Below are 22,640 nucleotides of genomic sequence, written 5' to 3' on the forward strand. Positions count from 1 at the left end.
TTTAAATGTGATGTTAATATATAAAACGGGATTAAAATCGTTTTATTTTAATTTTTCTTGTATAAATATAATGCATTTTTCCGTGACTGTGTTAAGATCTTCAGGCAATTTATCTTCTGCCCACGGCTCTTTTGCCCCAAAAGTATGATTGGCGTTTTCAATAAGAAACAGTTCCGAATTGGGATGAAGAATATGAAGATGTTCTGCCTGCTTCACATCTACGGCCTCGTCCCTTGTCCCATGAATGATAAGCATATGAGCTTTTGCCATCTCTGTTGCCCGTTCCACATCAAAACGATGTATATCTTTTTCATAATCTTCATAAAACTGATAATAATGCGGCATTTCCTGCTTTGTACGTCCATTTAAAGCATAATATACGCCGTTTCTTTTCCAGTTTTCAAAATGGTCTCCTTTTGGGAAACGATCGAGAGTATCCACACTGGCCAGTGTAATCAAACCATTAATCCTTTCATCTTCAAAAGTTTTAATAATAGAGATTCCTCCTCCCCTGCTATGTCCGATCAGAATTATTTTTTCTGCATCTACATGAGGATTCTGAATAAAATGATCAACGACAACACCAAGGTCAGAAAGTTCTTTAGAATAATTATTATTTCCGAAAGCCTCAAGATCTGCAAAATTGCGAGGATCTTCTACCGTTGTTCCGTTATGCGAAAAATTAAATTTAACAAAAAAAAGCCCTGCTTCAGCAAATTTTCTGCCCATCAGATCCCATGCTCCCCAGTTTTTATATCCTTTATATCCATGAACAAAGATGACCAGCGGTTGTCTCTTTCCGTTCTCTGTATAGAAAACATCAGCAAGAAAACCCTTTGTTTCTTTATTTTCTAAAAATATATCCTTTTCAATAATCAAATTCATAAAATAACCGATTTTTATTTAACATTTCTTATATTCACAATCCTATTTTAAATTGAAATTTATGAAAAAAACTCTATTTTTTTTATTTTTAATTACATTTTCTTTTGCATTCGGTCAGACTGTAAAGAGGGTTTTCTTTATTGGAAACAGTTACACTTATGTTAACAATCTTCCCTACCTTATCAAAGATGTTGCTGCATCCACTGGTGACATTCTGGAACATCACAGCCAGACTCCCGGTGGGTCTACACTTCAGGATCATGCTAATAATCCTATTGTAACTTCAGTCATCAACCAGGGAAACTGGGATTATGTAGTACTTCAGGAGCAGAGCCAGCTGCCTTCTTTTCCGGATTCTCAGGTGCAGAGCCAGGTTTATCCATATGCTCTGCAGCTTTCGAACTTAATTAAAAACTCAAATGGCTGTGGAAATGTTATGTTCTATATGACATGGGGACGTAAAAACGGAGATGCTACGAATTGTCCCGGCCTTCCGACCGTCTGCACTTACGAAGGAATGGATGATCAAATCTACAACCGCTATATGGAAATGGCAGCCACCAACGAAGGTGTAGTGTCTCCTGTAGGAAGAGTATGGAGAGCCATCAGAGCACAAGATCCATCTGTAGAGCTTTATGATCAGGACGAATCCCATCCCAGCTATATAGGTTCTATGGCAGCCGCTTATACATTTTATACGGTCTTGTTTAAAAAAGACCCTACCCTGGTTTCCTTTAACGGTAATCTTACTTCCGCAGAGGCACAGTTGATAAAAAATATTGTAAAAACGGAAGTTTACAACCAACAAAATAAATGGCTTATAACGTCCAATGATGTCCACAGTAGATTTACCCATCAGTTTACAGGAACCTCCACTGTTCAGTTTACTAATAAAACCCAAAATTCCAATACTTATCTATGGGATTTCGGAGATGGTACGACTTCCGTTCAGGAACATCCCCAGCATATGTATACTGCCTTAGGAAATTATAATGTAAAGCTGACGACAGATGCCTGCGGAACCAATACCACCAAAACAAAGCTGGTAACGGTAACCAGCCTTGCCACAAAAGAATCCGATATTGAAGATCAGGTTCAGATTTACCCTAGTCCTGCACAGAATTTTATTATGATCACTTCTAAAAAGAAGTTTAAAATCCTGTCATTTATGGATAGTACCGGAAGAAATATTAGTTACAGCCAGAGCAAAACAGATTCCGGCTACACAATTCCGATACATTATCTTACAAGCGGAGTGTACTTTCTACAGTATAAAACCGGAGAAAAAGAATTCACTAAAAAGATTATAAAAAAATAAGCTTATTTTTGCCTTATGCAGAATTTAAGAACTGTAACCGTGACACGTTACATTCTGCCGTTGCGAGAAGGAGGTTCTCTTCCTGCGCTGGCAGAAGCTGATGATGACTTTAAATATGTCTTAAAATTCCGTGGTGCCGGCCATGGGGTAAAAATGCTGATCTCCGAACTTTTAGGCGGAAAAATTACGGAAGCACTGGGGTTGAAAATTCCTGAACTTGTTTTTGTAAATCTTGATGCAGATTTCGGGAGGACGGAAGCTGATGAAGAAATACAGGACCTGCTGAAGTTTTCGGAAGGTCTGAACCTTGGACTGCATTATCTTTCGGGCTCTATCACTTATGATCCGGGAGTAAGCGTTGATCCTCTGTTGGCTTCAAAAATTGTCTGGCTGGATGCTTTCATTACCAATATTGATCGTACGTTCAGGAATACGAATATGCTGATGTGGAATAGAGAACTCTGGATCATCGATAATGGAGCTTCCTTCTACTTCCATCACTCATGGCAGAACTTTGATGCAGCTGCAAAAACACCTTTCAAATACGTAAAGGATCATGTACTGCTTCCAAAAGCCAAGATGCTGGATGAAGCTGATCAATTTGCTCATGAAGTACTGAATGCCAACCTTTTCAGGGAAATAGTCAATTTAATCCCTGAAGATTGGCTGCACTGGAATGATGCCGATGAAACACCCGAAGAAATCCGTGAGATCTATTTTCAGTTTTTGAAAACCAGATTCGAAAATTCTCAAATCTTTGTAAACGAAGCCAAAAATGCAAGAGGATAAAATATATGAATACGCGGTAATACGCCTGGTACCCAAAGTTGAAAGAGAGGAATTTTTCAATATCGGACTGGTGATGTTTTCCAAAAAGGAAAAATTCATCAAGGCAGAGTTTTATTTATGTCCTGATAAATTCAAACTGATGCACAGTAAACTGAACTATGAAGATATCATTCAGAATCTGGAAAGCTTTTATAAGATTGCCAGCGGTGATAAAGACGGCGGTCCTATTGCCCTTCTGGACATTCCGGAGCGTTTCAGATGGCTGACAGCCGTAAGAAGTGCCGTTGTACAGACTTCAAGACCTCATCCCGGAAAATCAAAAGATCTGAACACTACTTTTGGTAAGCTTTTTGAGGAGTTAGTAAAATAACACTTCCCTCAAAAAATCTTATTATGAATTTATACATCAACAACATATCAAACTACAGGTTTTCCAAAAACCTGTTTTTTGTTTTATTTTTAAGCATTTCTAGTTTATTATTTTCACAAAATTTTTCACAAACAACCGTTAAAGCCCCTGCTGTAAAAAGTACATTACTTCCTGAAATTTCCAACTTTTCTGAAGATATCACTTATAAAACCAATAAAAAGGGTGCCCCCATTAAGCTGGATCTTTATACTCCTAAAAATGTCTCAGCAGAAAAGCTTCCGGTAATGATCTATGTCCATGGCGGTGGCTGGATAGAAGGAAGCAAAGTCATCAATTCTGGTAACTATGTGGAAGCTACTATTGCCAAACTAATGGCGGAAAAATATGCTGTCATCAGCATCAATTATACTCTTCTGAATGACAGCATTCACTTTCCTCTTCCTCTGGAAGATACCAAAGACGCAATAAGATGGGTAAGAAAAAATGCGGAAAAATATAATTTTGACATCAATAATATAGGACTTTTTGGAGCTTCGGCAGGCGCTCACCTTTCATTAATGGCAGCCTATACTCCTGATAACACTTATATTGGAAGTCCTGAACTTGCTTCTTATTCTTCAAAAGTAAATTATGTTATTGATCATTATGGGCCTGCTGATCTCAACAAGCTTTTCCATACCAGATTGGGTACGATTCCTGTTTCTATGATTGGGCTAATTTCAAAAAAAATTGTCACTCTGCAGCAAAATCTGGTCAAAGGACTTTCTGGATATGACATCAAAAAAGACCAGGACAGGGCAATAGATTATTTCAAAACCATATCTCCTGTTTATTTTGTTTCAGATGCTGTTCCTACTTTAATTGTTCAGGGAAATAACGACAAAATAGTTCCATTAAATCAATCAAAAAAATTATACCGAAAATTAAAAAGAGCTAAGGTTCAGACTTCTTTAATCATTGTAGATAAAGGAGTACATGGATTTGGCACTACTGATAAAGCTTACCTGGATAAGCTGACAGATCAGATGGTGGATTTCATTCTCGCACAGAAGAAATAGAAAACGTAACATATGGATTTTATAGATAGCCATATGTTAACCGTACTATTTATTTCCAGCTTTGCTTATTTTTACGATTACCCAATGGTATTTTTACAGCCAATAAAATATTATCGGCTAACGATAAAAATACTCCGTCTTCCCTAGAAATTCCGTTGCAAGATTTTTGTCTGCTCTGATAATTTTTATACATTTGTTTCGCTTTAGGGGTATTCTGAAAAGAATTGAGAGAGTCCCTTCGAACCTGATCCGGCTTACACCGGCGTAGGGAAAAGCAAAATTACATTATCTGCTAATGTACCTTTGTTTCAGATTTTTTCCTAAAGCTATTTTTATTTTAATGATAACAATGGAAAAAATTCTCTGGCAGCAAGTTCAGCTTGTACGACAAAATTCTCCCCTGGTTCACAATATCACCAATTATGTGGTTATGAACAATACAGCCAATGCTCTTTTGGCTGCAGGAGCATCTCCCATCATGGCCCACGCAAAATCTGAAATCAGGGAAATGATCAACATAGCCCATTCGGTGGTTATTAATATTGGAACCCTTGATGAATACGGGTCTGAATCTATGCTTATGGCCGCTGAAACGGCAGACGCCATCTATAAGCCGTGGGTTTTAGATCCTGTAGGAGCCGGAGCAACGTCATTCCGGGATCAGATTTTACATCAGCTTTTACAGTACCACCCAACAGTGATCAGAGGAAATGCTTCTGAAATTATTGCACTGGCTAAGATCAATAATACAGTCACCAAGGGAGTAGACAGTACTGCAGAAAGCAGCGAGGCTATAGATGCCGGTAAAATTCTGGTCAGCCAATACAATACGATTGTCTGTATTTCCGGTGAAGCTGATATTATCCTAAGCCCAGACCAAACTGTTTTTATCAAAAACGGACATTCCCTGATGACCAAAGTGACAGGTCTAGGATGTTCGGCCACCGCTTTGATAGGCGCATTCATAGGATGTACGGAAGCTAAAGTTAATGGGGTTGCTGCGGCAATGGCATTGCTTGGCATCGCTGGAGAACTGGCTGCTCAGGAAAGCAAAGGTCCGGGAAGTCTTCAGGTCAACCTGATCGATAAGCTATATAACATCACTGAGGAAGAATTTATCCGTCATTTGAAAATCGAACAGAAATGAGTGTACATTGTTTCCCTTACCAACTCTACCTCGTTATTTCTGAAGCCGACTGTGCTGGAAGAAATTTTCTAAAAGTGGCAGAACAGGCTATTCTTGGCGGTGTAGATATCATTCAGTTACGAGAAAAAAACGACAGTACTGATTTGTTTCTTCAAAAAGCCAAACAGCTTCTTGAGATCACAGATAAATATGGAATTCCCCTTATCATTAACGATAATATTGAGGTTGCTGAAAAGGTGAGTTCAGCAGGAATTCATGTTGGGAACAGTGATACGGCACCTACTTACCTGAGACAAATTCCTTTGGTTAAAGATAAAATGATTGGTTATTCTGTGGAACATCTGATACAACTTGAAAGCGAAGAGACTGCAGTATCTGATTATCTTGGGATAAGTCCTGTATTTAAAACCAATACCAAAACGGATACGATTAAGGAATGGGGGCTTGAGGGTATTGCAAAGATCAGACAGCTTACAGAAAAGCCTCTGGTAGCCATAGGCAGCGTTCATCTGAAAAATGCAAAAGCAATCATTCATGCAGGAGCAGATTGCCTTGCCGTAGTTTCGGCAATATGCAGTGCAGAAAATCCTCAGAAAGCAGCGTATGAATTAAAAAATGAAATTTTAAAATGAAAAAATACAAATACCCATCAGTATTAACCATTGCGGGTTTTGACGGAAGCGGAGGAGCTGGTATTCAGGCGGATATCAAAACGGCCTCTGCTTTAGGCTGTTTTTCTACATCTGTATTAACGGCTTTGCCTGTACAGAATACCCAGGGAGTAAGAAAAATATATTCTATTCCTGTTGAAGCGGTAGCTGATCAGATCAAAGCTATTTTGGATGATATTGTTCCGGATGCTATTAAAATCGGAATGGTTCATACTCCGCAATTAGTGGAGACTATTGTTTCTACATTGGCTCAGTATGAAAGAATACCAATTGTATTTGATCCTGTAATGGTAGCCACCAGCGGGCATCACCTGATTGAAGAAGAAACCATCACTGCAATTACTGAAATGCTTTTTCCGCTTGCTGATGTGATTACCCCAAACATGGATGAGGCAGCCATTTTAGCAGATATGAAAGTAGAAACTCTGGAAGATTTATACACAGCGGGAAGAAAGATCAAAAAATTGGGTTGTAAAACGATTCTTCTTAAAGGGGGCCATCAGACAACCTCAGCGATTACCTCTTTATTCTATGACGAATATGAGAATTTCCATTCTTTTGAAACGGTAAAATTAAACACTAATAATACCCATGGCTCCGGCTGTACCCTCTCTTCAGCAATCGCTGCCTATATTGCTCAGGGAAAAAATTTATATGACGCTGTTTCTTTAGGCCAGGGCTATATTTATCAAGCCATAGAAAACGGAATGAATGTACAAACAGGACTTGGCAATGGTCCGCTTAACCACTTTTTTAACCCTCAAAAACTGATCAAAAATGAAATGGTCTGAACAAACCTGGAACACAATAGAAGAATGCTATCAGTCTATTCTTGATATGCCCTTTATAAAAGAATTATCAGACGGCAGCTTACCGCAGGAAAAGTTCCGTTTTTATATGGCTCAGGACTCTTTATATCTGGAACACTTCGGGAGAACACTTTCCCTGATTGCAGCCAAGATTCCGGATCTTCAGGATGTGCTTACTTTCATGCGCTTTGCGGAGAATGCTATTGTGGTGGAAAATGCACTGCATGAATCCTATTTCAAAGATTTCGGAGTGAATGATAAAGGTATTTTACAACCTGCCTGCCATCATTATATTCACTTCCTGAGAAGTACAGCAGCCTTGGAATCAGTGGAAATAGCAGTTGCAGCAGTACTTCCTTGCTTTTGGATTTACAGAGAAGTTGGAAATTATATTTACCATACTCAAAATACAATTGATAATCCTTATGAAAAATGGATTGCTACGTATGCAGGAGAAGAATTTTCGGCGGCAGTGGATCAGGCGATTGCCATTTGTGATAAAATAGCCGAAAACAGCACTGATAAAACCAGAAAAAGAATGACAGAAGCTTTCACCATGGCCTCCCGAATGGAATATCACTTCTGGGAAGCTGCCTATGAGCTGAAAATCTGGAAATAAAGCTAAAAAATCCTTACGGATGTATAAATTACTTTTTATTACTCGTCCATTCTTAGCAATAAAAAACAACAATTATATATCTTATTTTAAATCTAATACACCAGTAATACCGTAAATAAAAAACGGAACCCAAATATTGGTTCCGTTTTTTTATTAAAAGTATAGTATTGATTAAAAATTGAAGTTCAATCTGGTGAAAACATATCTTCCGTTCTGTCCAAACTGTGAAGTGGAACGTGAATAAATAAACTGGTCATTATTGGTAGACACTGCAAGATTTTTAGTGGGATAAATATCAAAAACATTGTTCACGCCTAATGTCAGTCCTATATTTTTTGTAAACTGATACAGTAAAGAAATATCGGTAATGATCTTATCACCTATCTTCTGGTGTTCATTAGGTTCTGTAATACCATCACCATTAGCATCCACAACATCTGCTCCGGTCACTTTTCCGAAATAGGTATTTCTGAGGTAGAAACTTGCATTCTTCCATGAAAGAGTGTGGGAAAGACTTGCTTTCACTCTTGGTACAGCCTCTTCCAGATACACTCTTGATTTTTCAGAGAAATAAATCTTTTCAAGAGCCGGAGATGCTAACAGTCCCGCAGAATGGACTTGCCCTACCTGCTTGGTCTGATTCAGGTTCACTGCAAAATTATTATCTAACTTAAAATCTGAGAATCTTGTATTATGAGAAATCACAACATCCAATCCTTTAGTTTCCGTATCAATCGCATTGGTAAAGAACTGGGCTGCATTCACATTTAATTTGTCGTATTCCAATTGTGCTGCTGCCGGCACATCCTTTCTTAAAAACTGGTCTGTAAGAATAATTCTGTTATTAATTTTTGTAAAATATCCATCAGCAGTAAATGTCAGATTCACAGATGGGATTCTGTAGGTAAACCCTACGCTTGCCGATTTTGAAGTTTCCTGTTTCAGTTTTGGCATATTCAACTGTTCTGCCAATTGAGAATCATTGCTGAAAGTTCCCACTTCCAGAAGCTGGTTATTGGTATATAAAGTAGAGGTTACATTATAGTAAATCTGATGAATAGAAGGCGCTCTGAATCCTGTAGACCCTGCAAATCTCACATTAAAATTAGGGGCTACTTTGATCCTTGAAGCCAGTTTATAATTAAAGGTAGATCCAAAATCAGAATAATTCTCATATCTGGCTGCGGCATCTACCAGAAACCAATTGGTAAAATTAAATTCTACATCCGCATAAGCGGCTAAAGACTGCCTGTTTTTATTCACAGCATTTTCAGGTCTAAAACCGTTAAATACCTGCGAACCTCCGGGAAGAGGCTGTCCAAAGAAATCAGTTGCTCTTTGAGTAGGATCTCCATTCCAGATGTTTCCATACTGGTCGTATGTCTGATAAGATGCTTCTTCTCCCTGTGTTATTTTAAAATTTTCATAACGGTGTTCTCCTCCGAAGGCAACGTTGATTCCTTCCAATACATCATATTTTTTAGAGAAATCTAAATTGATCGTATTCTGGGAAAATCTTAAACCTCCGGCATTAAATTCATTAGGAGAAGCGAAACGCATTGAAGTATTTCCTGTATTTCCGATGTTATAAGTAAAAGAATTCTGTCCGAAAGTATTGCTAAAATCAATATTCCATCCTTCCCATTTCCCTTTGATCCCAGCGGCTAAAGAAAGGTCCTGAATATCGGTTCCTATTTGCGGTAAATAACCGCTAGGGTATAATCCTGTAAAGGTTCTGCTTTCTCTTGGTCTTCTGTAAAATCCTCCGGAAGTACCATGTCTTATGCTGTACCCTCCGAAAGTATAAACTTTCCAGTCATCACTTATTGGTAATTCAGCGTTTATAAAAAACTGGTGGTTATTGAGCTTGGATTGCCCAACCTGCATATTGAAATCTTTCCTTGTCTGACCTCTGTAGGCCAGCTCCTGATCGGTAATATAATTAAGCTGGTCTGTGGTAAATTGATTAGCACCCAAAACTCCCTGCAAGGCCGCGATAGAATTAGCACCCTGTATAGAACTTTGCAGAGTCGGGGAAAAATAACTTACCTCCTGGGCATATTGATGAACGTAATTAACAATTTGCTGCGCATTGGGGGTATCCTTAATATTACTAAAAAGAGAAGAAAGGTTCACTCCATTGTTCAAAGCACGCTGCTCAATAGCATTATAGGCATTATAAATAGGCGCATTTTCAGTTCCTGCTCTATAGGTTGGATTTCTGAACTGGGAAGTCCATGTAATATTAAAGAAACCACCTCTCTTTCCGATTTTATTTCCGTAGTTAAGGTCCACCTGAATATTCTGGCCATCAAAATCTCCGGTATGGTCATTGGCTGCAGGAGTCAGATTTCCTCCATAGCTGATCTGCCCTGCCAGTTTTCCGGTATCTTTTTTCAGTTCAAGGTTGATCACTCCTGCAATGGCATCCGATCCATACTGGGCTGATGCACCATCTCTCAATACTTCAATTCTGTTCAAAGCAAAAGACGGAATTGAATTCAGGTCGGTACCTACTGTACCTCTCCCCGGTGTCCCGTTTACATTCACCAATGCTGATGTATGTCTTCTTTTTCCGTTAACCAAAACCAATACCTGATCCGGTCCCAATCCTCTCAGCTGGGCAGGATCCAAATGGTCTGTCCCATCAGAATTGGTCTGAACCGTGGAAGTGAAAGATGGAGCAACGGCATTCAGAATCTGTCCGATATTCGTCTGCGGAAGAATCACAGATGATTCTTTTACGTTGAATACATCTACAGGAACCGGACTGTCTATTTTAGATCTGGCACCGGCTCGTGATCCCAATACAACCACCTCTTCAACATTATTTGTCTTTACACTGTCTTTTTTTACTGTAATGCTGTCTTTTTCCTGCCCGTAGGTAAAAACCCCAAGGAAAAACAGAACAGAGGCTGAAACAATAGTCTTTTTATTTCTCATATAGTTTACTTCAAAGGTTGAACATTTATGTTTTTTGAGTCAGCAAAGGTAAAATATATTTATTAGTCTACAATATCAATAGACTATAATTTTTATAAAAGATGTTAATTGTTTATTTCTATTCCCTTATTAAAAATACTAATTATAAAGTTATTTTCAGAAATTTTAACACACAAAAAAACGGACTCAAAAATTGAATCCGTTTTGTATTTTATACGTTTAAAAGTCTAAATCTTGGTCAGTTTAGCATATTTTAAAATCAGATTTTTCTCACCTTCATGGATAAAAATAACCTTTGCTTTGATATTCTGAGGGTCAGTTCCGTCCAGAAAACTAACTTCTCCTATTCCGAAACGATCATGTCTTACTTTATCGCCTACCTCAATATCCTGAGAAGAAGCTCCGCTTGGATTGATAATTCTGGCAGTGCTTACCGGTTTCAACTTTCTTTGTTCCGGCGCCGGTTTTGAATTATCTCCTCTTTCAATTGTTTTTTTCTCAACCTTTTTGAAACTTTTCATTTCAGAAGGGTGTTCATCAAAAATATTGGATTTTACACCGGCATTATTGATAAATCTCTTTTCCAGTACAGGATTAAGGAATTCAATATATTCATCATCAATTTCACTTAAGAATCTTGAAGGTTCTGCATCAGTGATTTTCCCCCATTGGAAACGGGAAACAGCATATGAGAAGAACACCTGCTTTTCAGCTCTGGTTAATGCAACATAGAAAAGTCTTCTTTCTTCTTCCAGATCTTCCCTGGTTGCTGAACTCATAAAACTTGGGAAAAGATTTTCTTCAAGTCCCACCAGATGTACCACCGGGAATTCCAATCCTTTTGAAAGGTGAATAGTCATCAATGAAACCATATCATCTCCCAGATTCTTATCCTGAGTATCTGCAGAAAGGGCAATATTCTCAAGGAAATTGGAAAGGCTTGCATCTCCATCCTCCAGCTGCATCTGTTCTTCAATGAATCCCTGCATAGAGTTCATCAATTCCTGAACGTTCTCTACTCTGGAAACTCCTTCGGGCGTCTGATCATCTTTAAGGAATTTGATTAAACCGCTTCGTTTAGCTACTTCCATTGCAACACTGTAAGCCGTTTCAGTTTTAAGCAATACCTGGAATGCTTTTATCATGGACCAAAAGTCGTTCAGTTTATTTAAAACGCCATTGTTTAAGCCCAGCTGTGGAGCATACATTGGAAGATTATCTAAAACTTTTGATACCGCAATATTGTGTGCATCTGCAAAAACAATCAGCTTATTCTGTGTCGTTTCTCCAATTCCCCTTGTAGGATAATTGATAATTCTCATAAGCGCTTCAGAATCGTTTTCATTGATCAGAAGACGAAGATAACCGATTAAGTCTTTTACTTCTTTTCTTTGGTAGAAAGAAAGTCCTCCATATACTTTATACGGAATATTTTTGCGTCTCAAAGCATCTTCAAATGCTCTGGTCTGAGAGTTTGTTCTGTATAAAATAGCAAAATCACTGTACTTTCTCTGATCACGGTTACGAAGTTCCCAGATATTTCCGGCTACAAAGTTGGCTTCATCAGCATCAGAAAGTGAACGGTAAATCTTTATCTTATCCCCTTCTTCGTTATCACTGAATACATTCTTCTTAAACTGCTGTAAATTTTTTGCGATAACTACATTGGCCGCATTTACTATATTCTGAGTAGAACGGTAGTTCTGTTCCAAAGACACTGTTTTTGCGTCAGTATAGTCTTTTTTAAAGTTTAAGATATTATGGATATTTGCACCACGGAAGGAATAGATGGACTGGGCATCATCACCTACCACGCAAAGATTCTCAAACTTAGAGGCCAGAGCCTTTACAATCAGATATTGTGAGTGGTTGGTATCCTGGTACTCATCCACCATGATGTATCTGAATCTGTCCTGATATTTTGCCAGTACTTCCGGAAAACGGGTTAATAATTCATTTGTTTTTAACAAAAGATCATCAAAATCCATGGAACCGTTTCTGAAACATGCATCTACATATCTCTGGTAGATCTGGCCAATAAATTTCATATTTGCCTTTTCATCCGCTTCCATCAGTTCAGGGTTGTTGAAATATGCTTTTACTGTAATCAGGTTGTTCTTATAGGTTGAAATTCTCGCCTGAACTTTTTTAGGTTTATAAAGATCAGCATCGATATTCATATCCTTCAGTACTTTTTTGATCACGTTCAAAGCATCCTGTTGATCGTAGATGGTAAAATTAGAAGGATATCCTAAATAATGGGCTTCAATTCTTAGTATTCTTGCAAAAACCGAGTGAAATGTTCCCATCCAAAGGCTTCTTGAATTGCTCTCTCCTACTACTTTTGCGATACGGTCTTTCATTTCCCGTGCTGCTTTGTTGGTAAAGGTAAGCGCCAGAATATTGAAAGGATCTATTCCGTTATGGATAAGGTGGGCAATACGCATTGTAAGCACACGTGTTTTTCCGGAACCCGCACCCGCAAGTACCATCAGAGGGCCTTGTAAAGAGGTAACGGCTTCATATTGTGATTCATTGAGTCCTTTCAGATAGTCCATACTGCAAAAAAAATTTTGGAAACACAAAATTAATGTATTCAGAGGAGAAATCAAATTTTGATTAAGGAAGTTGGATATTAGAGGTAGTATTCTGGTCGAGGGTCCATAGTTGGAGGTTACTAAATTTTAAAGTATTTGTAACATTTAATTCACTTTTCTTACTAATTGATCAAACAATTTCTAATTTTATGAAAAAGCGACTTCTTTCTTCTGCTGCTGTGTCTTTCTTCGGACTCATGCTAAATGCACAGCAAATTAAATTTGAAGAGTATGACCTTCCCAATGGTCTTCATGTAATTCTTCATCAAGATAACTCCGCTCCGGTAGTTACCACCGGGGTAATGTACCATGTAGGTGCCAAGGATGAAGTAAAGGGAAGAACCGGCTTTGCACACTTTTTTGAACACCTCTTATTTGAAGGTACTCCAAACATAAAAAGAGGAGAATGGTTCAAGATCGTTTCATCAAACGGAGGACAAAATAATGCTAACACTACTAATGACAGAACGTATTACTATGAGACTTTCCCTTCCAATAACGAGCAACTCGGACTGTGGATGGAAGCTGAAAGAATGCGTCATGCAGAAATCAACCAGATTGGTGTAGATACTCAGAGAGAGGTAGTAAAAGAAGAAAAGAGATTGAGAATGGATAATCAGCCTTATGGAAATCTTTTCCCTACTATCCAGAAAAACCTGTTTACCAATCACCCGTACAACTGGCCAACCATCGGTTCTATGGAAGATCTTAATTCTGCAAAGCTTGAAGAATTCCAGGCATTTTATAAAAAATATTATGTTCCAAACAATGCAACTTTGGTGGTAGCAGGAGATATTAAGACTGAACAGACTAAAAAATGGATTGAAGAATATTACGGTGGTATTCCGAAAGGTACTATTTACCCGAAAGATTTTCCTAAAGACGCTCCTATTACTCAGGAAAAAGAAGTAACGGCAACTGACCCGAACATTCAGCTTCCTGCCTATGTCTTCGCATACAGAACACCAGCGAACAAAGAGAAAGATGCCTATGTTCTGGATATGCTTTCTTCTTATTTAAGCAACGGAAAATCATCTGTACTTTATAAAAAATTAGTTGATCAGGAGAAAAAAGCACTTCAGGTAGCTGCATTCAATCAGGGGCTTGAAGATTACAGTATTTTCGCCTTCTTTGCCATTCCGATGGGACAGACTACTAAGCAGACCCTTCAGACTGATATTGATGCTGAAATTAAAAAACTTCAGACTACTCTTATTTCCGAAGAGGATTATCAAAAGCTTCAAAACCAGTTTGAAAATCAGTTTGTCAACCAAAACTCAAGTATTCAGGGAATTGCGGCTTCTTTGGCAACCAATCATGTATTGATGGGAAATACAAATCTTATCAATAAGGAAATCGACATTTACAGATCTATCACAAGACAGGATTTGCAGAATGCTGCTAAAAAGTATCTGAATCCTAACCAAAGAATCATTATTAACTACGTTCCTGAGAAAAAATAATCTTACCCATGAAAAAGCAATTCACCTATATAGCAGCGGCATTTTTATTTGCAGGAATGCTCTCTGCCCAAAAAATTGACCTTAATGCAATGCCGAAACCAGGGGCTACTCCTGCGATCAATATTGCCAAGCCAAAAACTTTCCAGCTAAGCAACGGCCTTACTGTAATGGTTGTTGAAAACAACAAACTGCCAAGAGTAAATACCACTCTTTCCATGGACAGACCTCCTTATTATGAAGGAAATATTGCCGGAGTAAGTGAGATCATGGCCAGCCAGCTTGATAATGGAACCACTCATCTGAGCAAGGATGATTTTAATAAAAAAATAGACTTTTTAGGAGCTAATCTTAGTTTTAGTTCTAATGGAGCATCTTCCAATTCTCTTTCGAAATATTTCCCTGAAGTATTGGGGCTTATGGCTGATGCGATTGTGAACCCTAAGTTCTCTGCTGAAGAAATTCAAAATGCAAAAGAAAGAACAATTGAGGGCTTAAAATCTGATGAGAAAAATGCCTCGTCTATCGCTGCAAAAGTATCAAATGCGTTAATGTATGGTAAAAATACATCGAGAGGAGAATTTGAAACTATAGAAACGATCAACAAAATACAACTGGCAGATGTTCAGAATATTTACAATAAATATTATGTTCCTGACAATGCTTATTTAATAATTGTTGGAGATGTAAAATTCGATCAGGTAAAACCATTAATAGAAAAGGCTTTTGGAAACTGGAAAAAGTCAAACACAAAATTTGCAGCATTAGAGCCCGCATCTAATGTAGCGAAAACAGAGATTGATGTCGTAGATGTTCCTTCAGCAGTGCAGTCTGTATTATCAGTAAGCAATCTGAATACACTTAAAATGAAAGATCCGAATTACTTCCCTGCAACCATTGCCAATTATATTCTTGGTGGCGGAGGTGAAGCCAGACTTTTCATGAATCTGAGAGAAAAAAACGGATTTACCTATGGAGCTTATTCCACAATGAGCGCCAGCAAATATTCTCCTGAGTTCTCTGCAGATACAAGTGTGAGAAATGAGGTTACTGATAAAGCCATTCAGGAATTAATCAATGAACTTAATGCAATTTCTACGGTAAAACCTGAAGAACTGGCAAATGCTAAAGCCAAACTGAAAGGCGCTTTCATCATGTCTTTAGAGAAGCCTGAAACTATTGCAAGATTTGCATTGAATCAAAAAATACAGGATCTGCCTGCCGATTTTTATACCAATTATCTGAAATCTATTGATAAGGTAACTTCTGCAGATGTTTCCAATGCTGTAAAAACTACAATCCTTCCCAATCAAAGCAGAATCTTCGTTGCAGGAAAAGCTTCTGACATTTCTGAAGGGCTTGAAAAATTAGGATATCCGGTAAAATACTTTGATAAAGAAGCAAATCCTGTAGGTAAACCTTCTGTTCAAAAAGCAGATGCCAGTGTAAGTATCGGTTCTGTAGCAGATAAATACATCAATGCTATCGGAGGGCTGGCAGCTGTTCAAAAAGTAACCTCTATTACCAGAGATGCCACTACCAAAATTCAGGGAATGGATATGACCATGAAACTGACTCAGGCTAAAGGCGGAAAAATGGCTTTAGATATGAAAATGATGGGTAATAGCATTCAGAAAATTGTTTTTGATGGTAAAGACGGTTATGCAGTAACGCAAGGAAATAAAACTCCTCTGAACGATAAGCAAAAAGCAGAAATGGCTGAGCCGGAACTTTTCCCTGAGCTTACTTTTGCAAAATCAACAGAGCTGAAATTAGCAGGTATTGAAAAATATAACAATGAAGATTCTTATGTAGTGAAAGGTCCGAAACAAACCTATTACTACAGTGTAAAAACAGGCTTGAAAACCGGAGAAGTAAAAGTTGGAGAAGGAGGATCTATTCCTACCAGCTTCGCTGATTACAAAGAGGTTTCAGGGGTGAAATTTCCGTTCACTATGATCCAGAATATGGGTGGAATGGAAATCAATCTGGCAGTACAGTCTTGTCTGATTAACCAGGCAAAAGATTCTGATTTTAAATAAAAACAATTCTTTTTATAGAAATGCCGACTCAACTCTGAGTTGGCATTTTTTTTCCATTAAATTCTTCTCTACCCCCCTGATTTTATAAATTAAGCAAGCGTTTGTTGAAAAATGCTTTGGGCAGGGATAAAAATTTCATCTGCGATACAATTTATGATCGTTTTAGAATCATTTCAGATACCTCAATCATATTTAGGAGCGCATTCCCGGCAGCAAGCTAAAATTATTTTAAAATTCCGGAAGCCATAAAAAGCTTATTTTTTTATCATACACCCTTGTTTTTAGCTTAAAATCATTGTCTGATCTTTAAACTTTTGCACTTAATCTATATTTACCTGCATCTTTTTTTGTCGTTCAGTAAAAAAAGATTAAATTTGCCCATTCAAAAAGATATCAGAATTAATGGATACTATATTTACACTATTGATGGTTCTTATTATGATTGCCAGTGTTTTATTGGTGATTATTGTTATGGCTCAAAACCCAAAAGGAGGAGGCCTTTCCAGTACATTCGGAGGTGCATCATCTGCACAGTTCGGAGTACAGAGAACCAATGATTTCATGGAAAAAGCAACATGGACTCTAGGGGGAACTATCATCGTTCTTATTCTTATAAGCGTTGTAATCACTGGTAAACCTTCACAGGTAGCCCCAGCTCAGCAACCGGCGAAGAAAGAAGCTCCTGCAAAACAGTCTGCTCCAGCTTCTTCTACAACCACAACTACTCCGGTATCAGCTCCTGCAGCACCGGCAAAATAAGAAGAATACCATCTTATATAAAACAAAAGCAACTCAAATTGAGTTGCTTTTTTATTTTAATCTTATCTTTTCAATCTGATGGCGGAGTTTTAATCCTGCTTTCAAAAATGAATACTGCATGGGCTTTGTTTCTTTATAATATTTATCAATAAAGATCTGCATAGCTCCATAAAACCTCTCCAGATACACTTCATCCCTCACCGTACTTTCTCCTTTATGATGAAGAATGGAAACCTTACCGTAATAAAAGTTCTTATAACCATTTCTCAGAAAAGTGTAGCAAAGATCAATATCTTCCCCATACATAAAGTAGGCTTCATCCAGACCGCCTATTTTTTCGTAAACCTCTTTTCTGGCCAATAGAAATGCACCTGTAATCACATCCACCTCTGTTACAACATCTTCTTCTAAATCATTTCTATAATACGACTTAGAATTATTCTTTTTAAAATTGGTAAACAGTTTTTCAAATGAATTGAACATATCAGGTACTGACCGTTTGCTTTCAGGCAGAAAATTTCCTTTTGCATCGTGCATCCTCACTCCCATACACCCGAAATCAGGTTCAGAGTCAGCAAAATCCAGAAGCTCCTCCATATAGTACCCTTCCAGTTCGGTATCAGGGTTTAAAAGAAGCAGATATTCTCCGGCTGCAGTCTGTATAGCGTGATTATTTGCCCTTGAAAAACCACCGTTTATTTTGGAAGATATAAAACGCACTTTAGGAAACTCCGGGATAAGATCTCCCCACGAGCTGTCGGTAGAAGCATTATCAATGACAACCACTTCATAGTCTATATCTTTTATATATTTCTGAATAGATAAAAGACAATTTCTGAGCAGTTGGGTAACATTATAATTAACAATAATAATGGACAGCTTCATATTAATCTTTTTCGTTGTACGGCAATCTGTTGATAATAGATCTTCCTAAAGAAATTTCATCAGCATACTCCAATTCATCCCCTACTGAAATCCCTCTTGCAATACTCGAAAAATTCACATTAAAACTTTTAAATTTTTTGTAAATATAGTATGCTGTTGTATCTCCTTCCATAGTAGCACTTAAAGCAAAAATAAATTCCTTCACATGCCCCTCATTTAGCTTCCTTTCAATACTTGGAATATTCAGCTGGCCAGGTCCTACCCCTTCCATTGGAGAGATTTTGCCACCCAGAATAAGATATCTTCCGGTATACTTTCCTGTGTTCTCTATAGCAATGACGTCTCTCACATCTTCTACGATACAGATCAGTTCACCATTTCTCTTTTCATTGCCGCATATTTCACAAATATCAAAATCAGAAAAATTATGACATTCTTTACAGTATTTTATTTCATTGACAAGGTTAATCAGGGAATTTCCAAGACTTACCGCTCTGGAGTTAGGCTGTTTCAATAAATGTAACGCCAGCCTCAAAGCTGTTTTTCTCCCAATCCCGGGCAGTCCCGAAATTTCATCCACCGCCTTTGCCAATACTTTACTTGGGTAATCCATAAGTACAAAAATAAGAATTATAGTTGAGGAAACAGTTTGGGAATGGAAAATTGAAAGTTGAAAGTGAAAAATGGAGAATTGCGAATTGCGAATTGCGAATGGTAATATGAGAAATGTGGATTTAAATAATAATGCTAAGTGATCAACAGTAAAAACATTGATTTACTGATGTATATTTCTCCCTTAAATTTTCAACTTCCTCTTTCAATTTTCAACCTCTCTTATAAAGACTCATTTTAGGACAATAATGTATTACCGTATAAAACCGGTCTTTCGCTATAAAAAAAACATTTATCTTTGCCGCTTAAATTAAATATGAAAAAAATAAACTAAATGGCACTTAACAACCTTAATTATCCTCTGGATTTCAAATTCAAAATCACTACATTAGCAAGTGACTTCAACATTACAGACAAAAACGGAAATTATGTAGCCTACGTTCGCCAGAAAATGTTCAAATTGAAAGAAGATGTTATTGTTTTCAATGATGAAAGTAAATCAAAGGAGCTTTTCAGAATCAGAGCAAACCAATGGATAGATTTCAATGCATCATATTCTTTAAATGATATTATCGGCAATAAAAACTTTGGAAGATTAGCCAGAAAAGGGATGCGTTCTATATGGAAAGCAAGCTATGATGTAATGGATTCCAATGATCAGCCTAAGTTTAAAATTCAGGAAGACAATGCCTGGGTACGATTCTGGGACAGTTTTGTTGGCGAAATTCCTATCATTGGAATGTTTACGGGCTATTTCCTTAATCCTTCTTACACCGTAACAGGAATTGACGGAAAGACTTATTTCAAATTAAAAAAAATGCCTTCATTCTTCGGGAGAAGATTCCAGCTGGACAGAGTGATTGACATTGATGATGAAGAGGAAAGTCTGGTGATCCTTTCTTTATTAATGATGACATTACTGGAAAGGGCAAGAGGTTAAAAAATAAATAAAACCACTATACAATGAAATACCTAATCATTTTATTTTCAGCATTTTTATTGGTAGCCTGCAAAAAGGAGAAAGAAACTACTTCAGGTTCTGCCTCTATTGATTCTTTGAATACCGCTAAAGATTCTGTGGCAGCGGGACATGCTTCAGGAAATATTTTAGTAGGAACTATTCCGTTCCCAAAAGAAATTAAGGAATGCTCATGTTATTTTGCGATCAGCAAAGCCGATTTCGAAAACGAGAGATACATCTATGCAGATGATGCTGGAAAAACAGCTTACATGATGCTCGACGGTAAGAGACTGGCTCTGAATCTTATCTCTTCAAGTGATATGGAAGTAGATGAAGTACTTACCAAAGAAATAGAAAATGGAGATTACAAGATTTCTGTAAAAGGTAAAAAAATAAAAGGCGAAGAAGCCCTGCTTTTTGAAGGGACTCTTACCATCGAAAAAACGGATGGTACTATTTTCACAACTCCAATCTATGGAGAATGTGGATGTTAAAAATTACTGATTACCTTCCTTTATCTTTTTATACCTACAAAAAATGCTTCTGTATTCTACGGAAGCATTTTTATTTCGTAAATTTGAGAAAAATAAAATTCAATGGAATTATCTAACATAGAACCGCAAATAATCTGGAAAAACTTCTCCAAATTAAATGCAGTTCCAAGACCATCAAAAAAAGAGGAAAAAGTAATTGCTTTCATCAAAGGATTTGGTGAGGATTTAGGACTTGAAACTACTGTAGATGAAGTAGGAAATGTAATTATTAAAAAACCTGCTACCACAGGAATGGAAAACCGTAAATCTATTGTGCTTCAGTCACACTTAGATATGGTTTGCCAGAAAAACAATGATGTCAATTTTGATTTTGAAACAGAAGGAATCAAAATGGAAATTGATGGAGACTGGGTAAAAGCAAAAGGAACTACTTTGGGAGCCGACAACGGTTTGGGAGTGGCTACTATCATGTCCATTCTTGAAAGTTCAGATATTCCACACCCTGCTCTTGAAGCGTTATTCACAATTGATGAAGAAACGGGAATGACAGGAGCTATCGGTTTAAAACCAAGGCAGCTAACCGGACAAATACTATTGAACCTTGATACTGAAGAAGATGACGAAATTGATATCGGTTGTGCAGGAGGAGTAGACGTTACTATCACTCAAAGTTATACCACTGAATCTTCAAAGGGGCAAGTGGTGAGAATTGAAGTAAAAGGTCTTCAGGGAGGTCACTCCGGAATGGATATCCATAAAGGTTTTGGAAACTCAAACATCATTTTGGGAAGACTTCTTTACAAAGGTCTTGATCAACAAAATATTGAATTGATTTCTATCGACGGCGGCGGATTGAGAAATGCAATTCCCAGAGAAGCTGCTGCAGTGGTCTCTGTAAGAAATGCTCATGAATTCATTGCAGAAGCAACTGCTCTTAAAAAAGAAATTTTAGAAGAATTCGCTTCTGTGGAACCGGGAATTCAAATCAATATCGAAAGCTCTACTTCATCTGACAAAGCAGTTTCTGAAGCTGATTCAAAGAAAATCATTCTTACACTGAAAGCTCTTCATAACGGAGTTTACAGAATGAGCCCGGATGTGGCTGATCTTGTAGAAGCTTCCAATAATGTTGCAAGAGTTGAGTTGAAAGAAGGTGGGCTTAAAATATTAAACCTTACAAGATCATCAGTAGATTCATCTAAATATTCTACAGCAGAACAGTTAAAATCTGTAGCAGAATTAGCAGGGATGAATGTTGAATTCAGCGGTTCTTATCCGGGATGGAAACCAAAACCAGGTTCTGAAATTGTAAAGGTTATGGAAAAGATCTACACAGAAAAATTCAATGAGAAACCTCATGTAGTAGCGTGCCACGCAGGTCTTGAATGCGGTATCATCGGAGCCAACTATCCTGAAATGGAAATGGTAAGCTTCGGCCCAACCATCAGAGGAGCACACTCTCCTGAAGAGAAAGCCAATATCCCTTCAGCTCAGAAATTCTGGAGTTTCTTAAAGGATATTTTAGCGAACATTCCGCAGAAATAGGAAATTAAAATTACTATATATGAATATCCAAAGTCTTTTGATTTTGGATATTTTTAATTTTTTAAACCTTAATTTAAAATAATGAAAAGTATAACAGTATTTTGTGGCTCAAGTTTCGGGTCTGATAAAATCTATGAAGAACAGACTTTTTTGCTTGGACAAACCCTGGCAAAACAAAATATCCAACTTATTTATGGTGGTTCAGAAACCGGTCTGATGGGGACAGTAGCTAATGGAGTCTTAAGTGAAAATGGAAAGGTAATTGGAGTTCTTCCCCACTTTCTGCAGTCTAAAGAAATTGCTCATAAAAACCTTACTGAGCTTATCATTGTAGAAACCATGCACGAAAGGAAGACAAAAATGAACGACCTTTGTGATGGCGTAATCGTTCTTCCCGGTGGCTACGGAACCTTGGAGGAGTTCTTTGAAATGATCACCTGGGCACAGCTTGGTCTTCACAAAAAACCAATCGGGATATTGAATATTGACGGATTCTATGATGATCTGATCAAACTGATTCAAACCATGGTAGATAAGGGATTTTTAAAACAAGTCAATAAAGACATGTTGCTGATCAGTGAAAGCATTGATGATTTGTTGGAAAAAATGAATAATTATGAGGCACCTACAGTTTGGAAGGTGATTTCTAAAGATAAACTTTAATAATAGAAAGAAG

Annotated in this window: 20 protein-coding genes and 1 riboswitch; of the genes, 15 read left to right on the forward strand and 5 right to left on the reverse strand. The window is 37.5% G+C overall.

Going from position 1 to position 22,640, the window contains the following annotated elements; genetic code table 11:
• Positions 1-42: 42 nt before the first annotated feature.
• Positions 43-885 carry an alpha/beta hydrolase family protein gene (locus AC27VX_RS16880; protein WP_236857662.1) on the reverse strand — a complete coding sequence of 281 codons (843 nt, stop codon included), beginning with the start codon at positions 883-885 and terminating at the stop codon, positions 43-45.
• A 61-nt stretch (positions 886-946) separates the two neighbouring features.
• On the opposite strand from AC27VX_RS16880, the gene AC27VX_RS16885 reads away from it, so the two are divergent.
• The 8 genes from AC27VX_RS16885 to tenA all read left to right on the forward strand — a co-directional run bounded on the left by AC27VX_RS16885 (position 947) and on the right by tenA (position 7,666).
• Positions 947-2,203 carry a PKD domain-containing protein gene (locus AC27VX_RS16885; RefSeq protein WP_488696787.1) on the forward strand — a complete coding sequence of 419 codons (1,257 nt, stop codon included), beginning with the start codon at positions 947-949 and terminating at the stop codon, positions 2,201-2,203.
• Positions 2,204-2,218: 15 nt separating this feature from the next.
• On the forward strand, positions 2,219-2,992 hold the full coding sequence (locus tag AC27VX_RS16890; RefSeq protein WP_488696788.1) for a HipA family kinase: 774 nt from the start codon (positions 2,219-2,221) through the stop codon (positions 2,990-2,992).
• A complete protein-coding gene (locus AC27VX_RS16895; RefSeq protein ID WP_488696790.1) occupies positions 2,979-3,362 on the forward strand; it encodes a DUF3037 domain-containing protein in 384 nt (127 codons plus the stop codon). Before AC27VX_RS16890 ends, AC27VX_RS16895 begins: the two co-directional genes overlap by 14 nt.
• Positions 3,363-3,385: 23 nt before the next feature.
• Entirely contained in the window at positions 3,386-4,420 is a 1,035-nt protein-coding gene (locus AC27VX_RS16900) for an alpha/beta hydrolase fold domain-containing protein (protein WP_488696792.1), read from the forward strand.
• Positions 4,421-4,615: 195 nt separating this feature from the next.
• Positions 4,616-4,708, forward strand: a riboswitch (TPP riboswitch).
• A gap of 61 nt (positions 4,709-4,769) precedes the next feature.
• A complete protein-coding gene (gene thiM, locus AC27VX_RS16905) occupies positions 4,770-5,567 on the forward strand; it encodes a hydroxyethylthiazole kinase (RefSeq protein ID WP_236857657.1) in 798 nt (265 codons plus the stop codon).
• Complete coding sequence (gene thiE, locus AC27VX_RS16910) at positions 5,564-6,199, forward strand: thiamine phosphate synthase (RefSeq protein ID WP_488696795.1); 636 nt, start codon at positions 5,564-5,566, stop codon at positions 6,197-6,199. The genes thiM and thiE overlap by 4 nt, the downstream gene beginning before the upstream one ends.
• Complete coding sequence (gene thiD, locus AC27VX_RS16915) at positions 6,196-7,029, forward strand: bifunctional hydroxymethylpyrimidine kinase/phosphomethylpyrimidine kinase (RefSeq protein WP_488696797.1); 834 nt, start codon at positions 6,196-6,198, stop codon at positions 7,027-7,029. The genes thiE and thiD overlap by 4 nt, the downstream gene beginning before the upstream one ends.
• The gene (tenA, locus tag AC27VX_RS16920; protein ID WP_300690202.1) at positions 7,016-7,666 is read left to right on the forward strand and encodes a thiaminase II; all 651 of its coding nucleotides are present in this window, start codon (positions 7,016-7,018) and stop codon (positions 7,664-7,666) included. The genes thiD and tenA overlap by 14 nt, the downstream gene beginning before the upstream one ends.
• A 171-nt stretch (positions 7,667-7,837) precedes the next feature.
• Here tenA and AC27VX_RS16925 read toward each other — a convergent pair whose 3' ends face one another.
• Both AC27VX_RS16925 and AC27VX_RS16930 read right to left on the reverse strand, forming a co-directional pair.
• The gene (locus AC27VX_RS16925; protein ID WP_488696799.1) at positions 7,838-10,609 is read right to left on the reverse strand and encodes a TonB-dependent receptor plug domain-containing protein; all 2,772 of its coding nucleotides are present in this window, start codon (positions 10,607-10,609) and stop codon (positions 7,838-7,840) included.
• 227 nt (positions 10,610-10,836) lie between these two features.
• Entirely contained in the window at positions 10,837-13,167 is a 2,331-nt protein-coding gene (locus AC27VX_RS16930; RefSeq protein WP_300690198.1) for an ATP-dependent helicase, read from the reverse strand.
• A 188-nt stretch (positions 13,168-13,355) separates the two neighbouring features.
• Here AC27VX_RS16930 and AC27VX_RS16935 point away from each other — a divergent pair, with 188 nt between their 5' ends.
• The 3 genes from AC27VX_RS16935 (at position 13,356) to secG (ending at position 17,467) form a co-directional block, all read left to right on the forward strand.
• Positions 13,356-14,669, forward strand: coding sequence for a M16 family metallopeptidase (locus AC27VX_RS16935; protein WP_236857651.1), 1,314 nt, complete (start codon positions 13,356-13,358; stop codon positions 14,667-14,669).
• Between the two features lie 8 nt (positions 14,670-14,677).
• Positions 14,678-16,708 (forward strand): M16 family metallopeptidase, encoded by a 2,031-nt coding sequence (locus tag AC27VX_RS16940; protein WP_300687469.1) that lies wholly within the window; start codon positions 14,678-14,680, stop codon positions 16,706-16,708.
• Positions 16,709-17,110: 402 nt separating this feature from the next.
• On the forward strand, positions 17,111-17,467 hold the full coding sequence (gene secG / locus AC27VX_RS16945) for a preprotein translocase subunit SecG (RefSeq protein WP_236857649.1): 357 nt from the start codon (positions 17,111-17,113) through the stop codon (positions 17,465-17,467).
• Positions 17,468-17,518: 51 nt separating this feature from the next.
• Here the strand turns inward: secG and AC27VX_RS16950 are convergent, their stop codons facing one another.
• Together AC27VX_RS16950 and recR are read right to left on the reverse strand one after the other, a co-directional pair.
• A complete protein-coding gene (locus AC27VX_RS16950) occupies positions 17,519-18,358 on the reverse strand; it encodes a glycosyltransferase family 2 protein (protein ID WP_300687472.1) in 840 nt (279 codons plus the stop codon).
• Positions 18,354-18,965: a recombination mediator RecR gene (recR, locus tag AC27VX_RS16955; RefSeq protein ID WP_300687467.1), complete on the reverse strand. Its 612-nt coding sequence runs from the start codon at positions 18,963-18,965 to the stop codon at positions 18,354-18,356. Before recR ends, AC27VX_RS16950 begins: the two co-directional genes overlap by 5 nt.
• A gap of 333 nt (positions 18,966-19,298) precedes the next feature.
• Here recR and AC27VX_RS16960 point away from each other — a divergent pair, with 333 nt between their 5' ends.
• The 4 genes from AC27VX_RS16960 to AC27VX_RS16975 all read left to right on the forward strand — a co-directional run bounded on the left by AC27VX_RS16960 (position 19,299) and on the right by AC27VX_RS16975 (position 22,627).
• Positions 19,299-19,904 (forward strand): LURP-one-related/scramblase family protein, encoded by a 606-nt coding sequence (locus AC27VX_RS16960; RefSeq protein WP_300687465.1) that lies wholly within the window; start codon positions 19,299-19,301, stop codon positions 19,902-19,904.
• A gap of 23 nt (positions 19,905-19,927) precedes the next feature.
• Positions 19,928-20,419, forward strand: coding sequence for a hypothetical protein (locus AC27VX_RS16965; RefSeq protein ID WP_300687463.1), 492 nt, complete (start codon positions 19,928-19,930; stop codon positions 20,417-20,419).
• Positions 20,420-20,521: 102 nt separating this feature from the next.
• Positions 20,522-21,964, forward strand: coding sequence for an aminoacyl-histidine dipeptidase (locus AC27VX_RS16970; RefSeq protein WP_300687461.1), 1,443 nt, complete (start codon positions 20,522-20,524; stop codon positions 21,962-21,964).
• Between the two features lie 81 nt (positions 21,965-22,045).
• On the forward strand, positions 22,046-22,627 hold the full coding sequence (locus AC27VX_RS16975) for an LOG family protein (protein ID WP_488696804.1): 582 nt from the start codon (positions 22,046-22,048) through the stop codon (positions 22,625-22,627).
• The last annotated feature ends 13 nt before the right edge of the window (positions 22,628-22,640 follow it).

The sequence above is a fragment of the Chryseobacterium sp. 14P4.3.2 genome (assembly GCF_057799275.1).